The sequence below is a fragment of the Bacillus sp. S71 genome, from assembly GCF_016625265.1.
GTDB classification, from domain to species: domain Bacteria; phylum Bacillota; class Bacilli; order Bacillales; family Bacillaceae_G; genus Bacillus_A; species Bacillus_A cereus.
This window is the reverse complement of sequence record NZ_JACVUW010000004.1, coordinates 97,978-110,362: the sequence shown is the minus strand read 5'-3', so window position 1 is coordinate 110,362 and position 12,385 is coordinate 97,978. Positions and strand designations below refer to the sequence as shown.

The following is a 12,385-nucleotide window of genomic DNA, read 5'->3' as shown; positions in this document are numbered from 1 at the left end:
ACGCCTCTATCTCCTATTTCATATTTCATTTTTTTACTTATAAATGGCTTTATATGAACAGGGTCTTTCCCTGAGAAAAGTACTCTAATTTTGCTTAGAACTACCTGTACTAGTAGCTTCACCATGTATACGTTGCTGTTTTAAATCAAAGTATACATCTAATACTTCCTTTCCGATTATAGAATTAATTCCATTTTTATCATCATGAAGCCATGGAACTACTACGGAAAATGCTACTTCTGGATTATCATATGGGGCATATCCAACTAACGTTAAGTTGTAACATTCCATACGTTCTCCTTTTGCATTTCTACCAATCGGGTCATCTCCACCATATACAGTTTGGGCTGTTCCTGTCTTTCCTGCTGGTTTATATGGCGCGTTTTTGAAATATTTCACGCCAGTTCCATCACCTTCTTGGAATACCCATCTAAACCCTTCTTTTATCCGATCAATATGTTCTTTCTTCATATCAATTCGATTTAATACGACAGGCTCTATGGAACGTATAACTTTGCCAACCTCTTCTTTTATTGATTGTTCTCGTATTTCTTGTACAATTTGAGGTTGCATTCTATAACCACCATTCGCAATCGTTGAAATATATTGCGCTAATTGCAACGGCGTATACGTATCATACTGACCGATAGAAAAATCTAGTAAAAATCCAGGTTGACTATCTACTTTTCTCGTTTGTCCAATTATTTCATTCGGTAAATCAATACCTGTTGGGACACCTAAACCAAATTGCTTGAAATAATAGCGCATCGTATCAAATGCTCCTTGTTTAATATCCAATGAGCCATTTGGTACGTAATTAACTCCCGCAATTTTTAAAGCTGTCTGGAACATGTATACATTCGAAGATACTTGTAAAGCCCGTAAATCATTAATATTACCAAATCCGGATACATTCCACGATTTCTTAGCTTGTGTACCTTTAAATTTCATCGGCGCGTCATAAAATTGATCTCCTAGATGTATTGCGCCTGTCTCATATCCAGTTAATAAAGTAGCACCTTTTACAGCTGACCCTAGCTCATACGAAGTTGTCATGTTTCCTAATGCCAAATCGTCAACCTCTATTTTCCCTTCTTTTTCTACAATCTTTTTGCCTGCCATTGATAAAATTTGTCCGTTATTTGGATTCGTCATGACAACAAAAGCTCGATCGAGCAGTGGCTCTGAACTCTTAAAAGCTCTCAAGTTTTTCTCTATACTTTCTTCCACTTTCTTTTGTAATTCCATATCAATCGTTAATGTTAAACTATTACCACTTTTTCCTTTAGAGATTATTTCTGTGCTAACAATGTTTCCTGATTTATCAGTAATATTTTTCACCTCTTCTTTTGTGCCGTGTAATACATCTTCATATCGTTGTTCAATATAACTTTTTCCAACACGATCATTACGGTTATATCCACGTACTAAATAAGAATCTAAATTTTCTTTCGGTAATCCTTCTTCACTACTCGTAATATTCCCTAATACAGAACGAAATAAATTACCGTTTACATAATTACGTTCCCAATCAACAGTTGCATCTACTCCTGGAAAATTCGCAAGATTTTCGCTTATCCGCGCATACTCTTCATCTGTTACATCTTTTTTAATGATTTGTGGTGTTAGTTGATAACCTGAACTCATTTTACTTTTAATAGCTAACACCTTTAAATCTTGTGCTGTTAATTCTGCTAATTCTACCTCTGTAACACGACCTCGTCTTAAGTCTTCTATTTTTTTATCTAACTCTTTTCCCTCTATACCCTTTTCTTTAAACTTTTCTATATCTTTCTTAGTAATCTTTGTCTCCGCACGTTTCGAATTCAACTGCATCCAAAAATCTTTTTTATCGATATCTGTTAATTTATTTATATCTTGTTCAGGCATTTCAAGTACTTTCGCCAAGTCTTTTGCTGTTTTTAAAATATCTTCACTCGTAATTCCCTTCACCCTTGTATACGTAATTGTGCGAAGAGATTTATTATTAACAACTGTTTTCCCTTCTCGATCTAAAATTTGTCCACGTGGAACTGGAATACTAGTTATTGCATTTTGACTACTTTCCACTTGGTTCTTATAAGCCTCTCCCTCAACGATTTGTACCTTTCCTAGCTGCATAATAATAGCTGAGAATAGTACAAATATGCAAAGGAACATTATATTTAATCGAATAGATATATATGTCTTCTGCTTCTTGCCTTTTTGTTCTTTCATAAATCCTCCATTTAATCCTTTCAGAAATTGCTACAAATACTAAAAGCATTCCTTATATATTAGATACCGATAATCGGTTATAAATATCGCCTCAATTTTTTGCTTCATCCTTGTAAGCAACCATTCCTTTTCGTTTAGCTACGGAATTAATAACTCTCCCTTCCTGTTTTCTCTCTATTTTTTTGCCACTTGCATGAGAAGTGCTAAACTGTATAATGACTCTTATTAAACTTACATATAAACTTGCTAGTAAATTTTCATGCTAATTATTCCTTTCTTCATGCTGTAATACTTAATAGACAACCTAAACAATAAAGTTGTTCCACATTTACAAAAAAAATAATTAAATATAAGATGAAATAGGCTACATAAGGGAGGGTTATATGTTACATATAAAAAGATGGAGATTTTTTGCGGTTTTTTCTATCGTAGGTTTGATTTTACTAATTTTATTAAAAATCAACTTCATTTCAATTACTATCGCAACTTCTTCAGCTGAAAGAGGAAAGATTTTTGATCAAAATGGTGTAATACTAGCTACAAATAAGAAAGTTAAGTCTCTATATTGCACTTCTAATGACGAAAAGCTATCGAAACAAGATACATCAAACACATTAGCTTTTTTTAATCAATTTTCAAGCGAGTTTCAACATGATATTTCTACAGAGAACCTAAAATCTCAATTACAACAATCTTGTAAAAAGCAGACTATGAATGATATACCGTTATACTCTGATATAACTGAGAATGAACTTGCATTCATAAACAAAAACAAACCCAATAATGTAATAATTAAAGATGAATGGATTCGATATTATCCTAAACAAGAAATTGGTTCACAAGTAATTGGGTATGTAGAAAATGGCCTTAATTCAAAGCATAAGGCTGTTGGAAAAAGCGGGATTGAGCTGCAATATGAAAATGATTTAAAAGGAAAACCAGGTAAAACTCTTATTTTTAAATTGAATAATAAAAAATTCTTATGGAATATTCAAAAAGTACAAAAAGGTAAAGATGTACGGCTAGCTTTAGACTCTGAGTTGCAGCAAAAGGCAGAAGAAGCATTAAGATCTCAAATTAAGAAAACACCTGATGCTAAAGCTGGTTATGCTGTAGTAAGCGATGCAAAAACTGGCGCAATTTTAACTATGGCCAACACGGCAGTTTTTGATCCAAATATATTAAATACACGTGTATCTTCTAGAAAAGAAAACATTAACTCTCTTTCGCAAAATAAAGCAATTCAAAAATTAAAGTATGGTGAATCTTATGTAAATATGGCTTCTACTATAAAACCACTCACTATTTTAATTGGATTAAACGAAAAACTTTTTCAACCCGAAGATACTTATTTAGATAAAGGTACTTTTCAGTATGATAGTCAAAATAACATTACGAATGCACCTGGAACACCAACAGGTGAGATTACACCGAGGCAGGCTATCATTAATTCATCTAACACATTTATGACAGCAAAAGTAGCTCTGCCCTTATTCAACCAAAATAATGGAAATATAGAAAAAGTAGCACATATATGGACAGATTATTTAATGCAATTCGGCCTACGTTCTAAAACCGGGATTGATTTGCCCTTTGAAGAAGACGGACAATATGAATTCCATCCATCTAATAAATTTGAAAATGGGATTTCCGCTTTATTAAATGCCTCTTGGGGAGGAAATGAAGTGCATACTCCTCTTCAACTCGCTCAATATGCAGCAACATTGGCAAGTAAAGGTGATAAATATAAACCTCAAATCGTAAGTGCCATTATTGGTCAAGATGGTAAGGAAACAAAAAAGTTTAAACCCATTTTAGAAAGTTCAAATCGTTACCCGATGAACTTTTGGAGTGTCGTGCAAGGTGGAATGAGTCAAAATATAGAGGAAATTAAAAAGTTGCCCTTTGACGTCGCAGGTAAAACAGGTATTACAGGTTTTCCAAATGAGCAAGAAAGAATGATAAATCATTCTCTTTTCATTGCTTATGCTCCTACTGAAGATCCACAAATTGCCGTTTCTGTCGTTATTCCTGGTAGTAATTCAGAAAAAAACATCGCTGCTCTCGTTACATCAGAAATTTTAGAGTCTTGGCATACACTTCAAAAAGAGAATAAAAACAAAGAGGAAGGTTCATTAAAGTGAACCTTCCTCTTTTACCAAATAGAATCTATATTTATTATTTTCCATTCACCATTTTCATTTTTTTCGAACATAAATGAATACTTAATATCAGTTAAAATATACTCTTTTTGTACGTATCCAGTATTGCCATTAATTGTCGATATTTTTATATATCCATCATTTTGCACTTTTTCTGGAATCCAAGCTTTTACCATTTCATTAGATACTTCATATAACACTTGTGATTCTCGTTTTGGTTCAGCTAAAATTTTCGTTTTATTTCCAGTAACCGTTGCATATATAAAATGCGCTTGCTTTGGTTGGTTACTTTCTGTCAATCCACTTGGTACTTTGTATACTTTTTTTGTATCATTTGCAAACTCTCCCCCCATTGTAAGAGCGACTTGCAACTCATGAAAAATATCTTCATCAAACTTCAGTTCATCCTTTTTATAACTCTTCCCTTTAAATAGAACTTCATCATTTAACGCTTTGTACAGGTCATTTTCATTTTTTGAGTTCGTACTTTGATATAGTTCATTCATAAATTGTTTTAATGATGGATCTTGAGCAGACTCATCTTTTGTTTTAGGCTTAATTTGAGTACTACTTTGTACTGGTGATTTATTATCATCAAGCCAAGGTTGTTGAACAATGAAAAATAACATTGTACAAACTAAAACAACTACAATAGGTAATGCTTTTTTACGAAATGGTCTTTTATGTTTTACAAAATCCACTTCATTATTTTCGTATATAGACTGCTTTATTTTAGAAATAAATTCTTCTTCATCTTTACGATTCTCCATTGGGCCTTTTTTTATCTTTCTATACCAGTCAGGATTTTGTTTATTGTTCATCACTACTACCCTCCCCTATTAATTTTGAAACCTTACTTCTTGCTCTACTTAATCTCGATTTTACAGTTCCAATGGATACTCCTAATGTTTCAGCCATTTCTTCATAAGATAATTCATATTTTGCGTCCAATATAATTATTTCACGGTGCTTTTTAGGTAGTTTTAATACAACCTTCCACACATCATTCATTTCTTCTTGGTTAAAAAATTCTTGTTCTGCTGACAGGGATTGCTTATCGTCACTAAAAAATCCTATTAAAGATATCCTTTTAAAATAAGAGGATTTCAAATAGTTTATTGCCGTATTTCTTGTGATTTTTAATATCCACGTTTTAATAGATGACTCCTTTCGAAATGAATTCCAATTTTTAAACACCTTTATAAATACATCTTGCGTGATATCATCTGATAAGTGTGGATCTTTCGTAATAATAAATGAATAATTCCATACATCTTGCCAATAGTCTTTTATAACATAGTCCAGCTCATCATGATTACACTTTTCAATAAACGTCTGTTCCATTTCCACACCTCAAACTTATTTGAATAAACATAAAAACTGCCCTCACTTTTATTATGGTTTCAATATATAGACAAGATACAAGTTTCATTTGTTCCATTGTTTATCTTTTTTCAAGCAGAATAATACTACTAAAAAACAAGTAAAGCATACAATGATAAAATTCTACTCATGAAAATCTGTTTTTTGAATTTAACGTAACACTCCACTTGTCCATTTCAATTTGCTATACTCTTCTATTTACCATTAGCAATGCCAACTTTTTAGAAATGAAAATTAAGATAAGGTATTAACTTTCTAGAGTCGCAGCAAAAAAGCATTCTCGATTAGAAAGAATGCTTTTTTGAAATTTAATTGTTCTATATTTTCCCCAATTTATATCTTTGAGTTAAGCAAACATGTAATAAATTTAGTCAAAAAATTCACCTTATAATTAAGTATTATTTCTGAAATACATGTTTTACTTTTTCACCTGGAACGTTACTTCCTCCTCTTCCTTTTACATCTTCAATCATCATTGTAACAATCATGTCTGGCGCATTTGCATCGAAAGCTGCGAACCATCCCAGTTCTTTTCCGTCTGCTTCTTTCGACTCTTTCAGTTCTGCTGTACCAGTTTTACCAGCAAGCGTTACACCATCAACCTTTGCAATTCTCCCTGCACCATCAGGGTCATTAATGACTTTGATTAATGCACTCTTTAATATCTCTTGATTCTTTTTAGAAACCACATTTTCTTTCCAATTCCCTGCTACTTTTGCTTCTTTTAAAAGATGTGGCGACGGAATATTCCCTTCATTCACAATCGGTGCATATGTTAATGCTAAATGAAGTGGCGTCATTAATACTTGTCCTTGTCCATAGCCCGTGTCTGCTAGTTGAATATCGTTTTTTATCCCATCTTTTGCAATGATTGAAATAGGAAATTCGTATTCGATTGGTAATTTTTCATGAAATCCGTACTTTTTAAATTCCTTTACATACTGATCTTTTCCCATTTTCAAAGCTTGTTGAGCAAAATAAATATTATCAGAGTACTTCATTGCCTTATCCAAATCAATTGGACTTGCATCCTTTACACGCGTTACATAGTAATTTCCCCAAGACGAATCTTTTGTCCACTTCAATCCTTGAATTTTAAATTCTTCCTTCGGATTTATTGTGTTTGTTTCCAAACCAATTGCACCTGTGATCGTTTTAAATACGGAACCTGGTACAAATGCTTGTGTAAAGCGATTCGTCATTGGTAGTTTCGAGTCGTTACTCCATGCTTCTCGTTGGGCTTTCGATGCTCCTCTAACTATTATATTTGGATTATAAGCAGGGCTACTTACAAGTGCGATTGTTTCACCTGTTTTAGGATTGACCGCTGCACTAGACCCTGCTTCATTTTTCATCTCATTAAAGATTTTTTCTTGAATTGCAGCATCAATTGTTAACGTAACATTTTCTCCTTCTTTTGCTTCTTTTTTTGCTACGTTTTTAATCTCTTTCCCATTCTCATCTTCTATAAATACGCGTCCACCCTTTTCACCACGCAATTTATTTTCTAACACTTTCTCTAAACCGGTCTTACCTACTAAATCATCCGCTTGATAACCTTGTTTTTGAAGTGATTTTAACTCCTCCGCATTCACCTTTCCTATATATCCAGTTAAGTGTGCCGCTGCTTCACCTAATGGATACGTACGAATATTTACTGGGAGAGATGAAACTCCTTCTAATTCAATATAATCATTCTGTCTAGTTCCCTCTTTTAAAATACCAATTGGTACAAAGGAGTCTGGTTTTATCCATTTTGCTGTGAGCTTTTGTTCGACCTCTTCTATAGACATATCAAGTAATTGTGCTACTATTTCTTTCGTTTGCGCTGCTGTTTCGCCTAGTTTCTCTGGAATAATTCCAACCTCAGTTGCTTTACCATTCGTTGCAAGCCCTTTTCCATTGCGATCATATATTTCTCCGCGTTTTCCTTGCTCTATTTGCATACGTACTTTGTAATCTTTTTTCATACCTGGGAAAATGAAGTCTGGTGTCCAATCTATTTTCCAAGACTCTTTATCTTTCACAAGTTTTGCTTCGTGGATGAATGAAACTGGTCCTACATCCGTATCCATCTTAACTTCAAAAAGAAAAAGCTCTTTATCTTTCGTATTCTCTCCTTTCATTTTAACTTTTAAATTCTTAGCTCCAATCCCCTCATAGATTTTTTGATATTTTTCTGTGAATTCTTTTTTAGAAATCGATTTTTTTGCATGATCTGATAAATGATCATACATATTTGCAAATTTTTTATCATTCCATAAATTGATATATTCTTCAAATGCTTGTTTTGGCGGTTCGTTTTTATTACATCCTACCAACATAACTGCAAAACAAACGAAAAGCAGCATCCATAATTTTTTCAATTCAATCTTCTCCCTTATTTAAAAATGATGATTCCTTTCTTAATTTATTTAATAGAAAATGTTTTAACGCTTAATAGACAGTGTAAGTAATGACATTGTTCCATATTTTAAAAAAATAGACCTAATTGGAATTCATCAGAAATTAATAGATACAAAAAAACGCCATACTTTCTGTAAATTTCTACAAAAAGAATGGCGTTTTCTTATTTTATCTTTCTATATATGCTATACCGTGAGCTCCTTGATTTACAGAAGGATCTGCATTTCGATCTCCTGGATCAACTTCAATGGTATGAACATTCTTGTAATTAACTAAATCTAATACACTTATTGTCCCTGATCTAAGGTTAGAAACATATCCAACCGTTCCGTCCGTAGAAGAACGCATTGTAATTGGGAGTAAATCTACTTCTATTGTACCTAACACATTTAACGATTCTCCATCAAGAACAGAAACATACCCTGGTGCTGGAGAAAACATATTTCTTGTTCTCTCTCCATTCTTATTCTGAAAACGCGTATGTCCTACCAATACTTTCCCATCATTCGTTACATGAACCGGAGTAATTAAATCTGAAAATGATTTTGTCTTTATAATTTTATCGGTTTCTGTATTAATGATGCTAAGTGTAGGTTGCTCCTCTTTGTAGTCTCCAAGTAAACATGGTGAAGGGATGTAAACTCGATTACCTTTAGGAGAAATAGCTAGTTCTTCACTACCATTGGGCATAGATACTTTTCCAATTAACTCCTTATCATGTGTATCTAAAACCGATATAAAGGGCGCCTCTTTATTAGAGGAATATCCTTTTGTACCATCTGGAGTCGTAACAAACCAATGTGGACCTGCTGCTTCTGTAGAGATTCTATCTAGCACTTTTCTCGTGTTAGGATTAATAATTAAAATTCCTCCTTCACCAGATTCAACACTTACATACAATAAGTCTTTTTTTTCATTATAAACTAAACCATGTGGTGCAAATTCCGGCGAGATATCAATGATATCAATTACTTTAAATTGATCAATATCGATAACTAAAATTTCATGGCTTTTTTCCGGATTATTTCTATAAAAACCTGAGCGATAAGTAATACTTACATATAACAATTGACGCTTAGAATCGAAACATAATTCATGAGGTTCTGTAACTGGAGAATCTATAACCCCTATTCTTTCAAAATTTTTCGCATTGAAGAAATGGATTTGATTACCGCTGGAGCTAACGACCGCCAATATAGGATTATTTTCTTTAGAAATATTCATTAATTAAACCCTCCTTGTTATTTGTTCCAAATTTCTTAAGTTCCATAGAAATCAGCATATTTAAGTAATTTGTATTATTACTAAGACAAATTATAAACAATTTTCACCTCCTTTCATTTAAATTAGTTTAACTTATAATAAGCTAGACTAACTTTTATTCCGTAAAAATAAGTTGAATTTAATAATCCAACGTATTTATCTACCTTCTCCAACTTTAGCTTTTATACTTACATGTATTTTATTTAATAACCTTCCAATACTTTACTCCTAAATTAATGATGCACAAAAAGCACAGAAAGTAAGTAATTAGCGAAATACCATTTCTTTGTCTCGTGCATTATCAGATACTCATAACATAAGTAAATCAAGCTTAGCTACCATTGAATCAGTTTCCTTTGCTGCCGTTTTTTTTAATTCATTCTGCGTACAGCTCTATTCTTTGGGGAATCTTTCTATAGATTGACAAATTTGCTTCAGATTCTTGTTTTTTATTGCTCTATTCCTGTGTTGAAAAACTAATTATAATTAGTTAGCTTAACTAACTATAATTATAAATACATTTACATTTTATCGCAAGAGTTTTAAGAATCTTCGAATAAATGAATAGAGAGATAGAATTATTTTCATCCTAAGATACATAATCTTAAGTTGATAGTGATGCATAACGAGAATTTCGTACGTTAAGAAAAAAACTTGCTACATATGTATGTAAATTTTAATTGCCTACTAAAAAATAACGTATTTACAGGATGTATGAAAATTATACAAAAAGTAATAATTCATCGTTTACCCAACAATAGATAATATGGATAAAGAAAAAATACTAGAGAATATCACAGTGTAGTAGTCTCAAGTATCTTTTCATAGTATTTTAACGGCTATGCAATACGAAGGGATAAAAAAAGACCTCTTACGGAAAGATAAGAGGTCATCAAGAAGATAAAAATGTTGTATTTGAAACACGCGAGTTTCTAATTCATATCATAACACAATATATTTATATATTCAATATATACATAAAACAAGGGGTATATGTTCAAAAAACACACGGAATATTAATTTGGAACAGTATGTTTTATTCTTTTAACCTATTGCTTCTACAATGCCGTAATTGTAACAATGGATGGTCTCCTCTATATACTGATGAGCAATTGTAGCAATTTTTTCTAAATTCTCTTCCGTTACCTCGTGAATAAATAGAACAAAATTACTATCGGATTCGGAGTCTGTTGAAATGGAACCATCGATCCGTTATGAAATGTTGAGCTTGCATCTCCTAGATTCCATGTAAATATTCGCTAATTCCAATCCCCTTTCGTGTCTATTTTATGTTTAATATAGTCTCGTACCGTACAAACGGGAAATGTTGTTAATTTGAAAAGTGAGCGGAATAAAATTTCTTTATCGCCTCTGTTCTTTCTTCTGTATGATAGAAAAAACGGAGAAAGATGGAATTTTATCTATCCTTATCACTTGTTAGAAAATTCTAATTTGATTAAATTAAAAGAAAATGATATATTGATTTTAGAATAATAATCCAATTAATGGATGATAACCTAATACCTGTAAGTGGACTATGACAATGTCAGATAAACGGGAGGAATTTAATATGAAAAAATTATGTTCATTTGCTTTAATCGGTGCCTTAACCTTTTCGGGTTTTATCGTTTTAGACAGTACGCTACCTGATAAAGCGCGCGCTGAAGTAAATACGATTAAGCAAGCTTCAGCTGTTGTGGATGATTGGCCATGGCAGACGTATTTCTTATTGCATCACAACGTGGACTATCTACAAGAATTAGCCCCTGGTACGTTAAAACAAGGTGATACGTTTGATACGACGGTATATATAGGCGGAAAAGATGTAGGTGTTGTAAAGATTTATCGATTGAACGGAGAAGGTAAATTGCAACGCTACAAAACCATTTCTGCAGGTGAGGCTGGACACCACTACTATTCTAGGTTCAAAACACCAATTACAACGGTTTATACACCAGGTACATATGTGGCAGTACTAAAAGTAGACAATTCATATTATTATGGTGGCTCCTTCCAAATTACAAAGTAAAACATATAGGTATATTTGTCTGAAACGCACTGGGTTACGGTGCGTTTTTGTTATCTAACGAATAAATGATCACGCGGGAAGTCAAAGCATATTATCGAAACGGAGCTGAATGTGATGAAAATTGTAACAGTTAATGCGGATGCAACAATCCATGTTGGTATTTTAAAAGGGATGACAGGATGTGTTACTAGTTATGATGCGGATACTGGATGGCCGAAATCTAATTGGATTCATTTACAACGGTTATAATTAGGTCTGTATTTCTAACGCAATAAGGTTTGTATAGGATTCTTTAGAAAATTAATATTTGATTTTTATAGTGATTCAATACATTCTATGATTAAAACTAAGTTACATATTTTAAAATCATCACCAGGAGAATCTGCAAATTTACGGGTTCTTATTTAAAACATAATGCCAGAAAAGCTGAGGTGAATAAAGTGCAAAGTTTAAAATCTTTAAAACGTGACGTATACATTTTTCTTCCATTGTCTATTTATTTTTCCTCCATTTTTATTTCATTCTATATTATAGAGAATACATTCAACTTGCTAAGTTTTTTACCAGCACTTGGAACCCTGTATGTCTGGCTAACTAGTGTGATAGACATTAAAAATAAAAATTACAAAATAAAATAAAAAAGCATCTGAACTAGATGCTTTGCTCTTAATGTTATAGAATATTGACGCCCATGACCATACAGCTACCAAAAACAATACATACCAAACCTAAAAATATTAAAAACTCTGGCAGATCAAAATGTTCGAGTAACGCGCCTATTAATAATAAAAAGGGATATACTAGAATTTCAATCCAGGTTACGCCCCCTGCTTTCTTTATTTCTCGGTAAGATACAACGCTGACAAGTAAAACGCCTACTACAATCAACCCTATTCCTAACATCATCCATTCACCCTTTTGAAAA

The 12,385-nt window shown here is 32.6% G+C and carries 9 protein-coding genes; 3 read left to right on the top strand and 6 right to left on the bottom strand.

From position 1 onward, the window contains the following. Nucleotides 1–84 precede the first annotated feature (84 nt). Nucleotides 85–2,217, bottom strand: coding sequence for a peptidoglycan D,D-transpeptidase FtsI family protein (locus IBT51_RS10740; protein ID WP_200458343.1), 2,133 nt, complete (start codon nt 2,215–2,217; stop codon nt 85–87). A 383-nt stretch (nt 2,218–2,600) separates the two neighbouring features. Here IBT51_RS10740 and IBT51_RS10735 point away from each other — a divergent pair, with 383 nt between their 5' ends. Beyond that, nucleotides 2,601–4,361, top strand: coding sequence for a peptidoglycan D,D-transpeptidase FtsI family protein (locus tag IBT51_RS10735; RefSeq protein ID WP_200458344.1), 1,761 nt, complete (start codon nt 2,601–2,603; stop codon nt 4,359–4,361). Between the two features lie 11 nt (nt 4,362–4,372). Here IBT51_RS10735 and IBT51_RS10730 read toward each other — a convergent pair whose 3' ends face one another. The 4 genes from IBT51_RS10730 to IBT51_RS10715 all read right to left on the bottom strand — a co-directional run bounded on the left by IBT51_RS10730 (nt 4,373) and on the right by IBT51_RS10715 (nt 9,392). Beyond that, nucleotides 4,373–5,200 carry an SH3 domain-containing protein gene (locus IBT51_RS10730; protein WP_088021967.1) on the bottom strand — a complete coding sequence of 276 codons (828 nt, stop codon included), beginning with the start codon at nt 5,198–5,200 and terminating at the stop codon, nt 4,373–4,375. Further along, nucleotides 5,190–5,723, bottom strand: coding sequence for an RNA polymerase sigma factor (locus IBT51_RS10725; protein ID WP_141544860.1), 534 nt, complete (start codon nt 5,721–5,723; stop codon nt 5,190–5,192). Before IBT51_RS10725 ends, IBT51_RS10730 begins: the two co-directional genes overlap by 11 nt. Nucleotides 5,724–6,160: 437 nt before the next feature. Then, the gene (locus IBT51_RS10720) at nt 6,161–8,128 is read right to left on the bottom strand and encodes a penicillin-binding transpeptidase domain-containing protein (protein WP_200458345.1); all 1,968 of its coding nucleotides are present in this window, start codon (nt 8,126–8,128) and stop codon (nt 6,161–6,163) included. Nucleotides 8,129–8,336: 208 nt separating this feature from the next. Then, nucleotides 8,337–9,392 carry a YncE family protein gene (locus IBT51_RS10715; RefSeq protein ID WP_200458346.1) on the bottom strand — a complete coding sequence of 352 codons (1,056 nt, stop codon included), beginning with the start codon at nt 9,390–9,392 and terminating at the stop codon, nt 8,337–8,339. Nucleotides 9,393–11,001: 1,609 nt separating this feature from the next. On the opposite strand from IBT51_RS10715, the gene IBT51_RS10710 reads away from it, so the two are divergent. After that, the gene (locus tag IBT51_RS10710) at nt 11,002–11,460 is read left to right on the top strand and encodes a DUF5065 family protein (protein ID WP_023521971.1); all 459 of its coding nucleotides are present in this window, start codon (nt 11,002–11,004) and stop codon (nt 11,458–11,460) included. A gap of 114 nt (nt 11,461–11,574) precedes the next feature. Next, entirely contained in the window at nt 11,575–11,709 is a 135-nt protein-coding gene (locus IBT51_RS27215) for a hypothetical protein (RefSeq protein ID WP_255288170.1), read from the top strand. 423 nt (nt 11,710–12,132) lie between these two features. Here the strand turns inward: IBT51_RS27215 and IBT51_RS10705 are convergent, their stop codons facing one another. Beyond that, nucleotides 12,133–12,366 carry a hypothetical protein gene (locus IBT51_RS10705; protein ID WP_002152897.1) on the bottom strand — a complete coding sequence of 78 codons (234 nt, stop codon included), beginning with the start codon at nt 12,364–12,366 and terminating at the stop codon, nt 12,133–12,135. Nucleotides 12,367–12,385 lie beyond the last annotated feature (19 nt).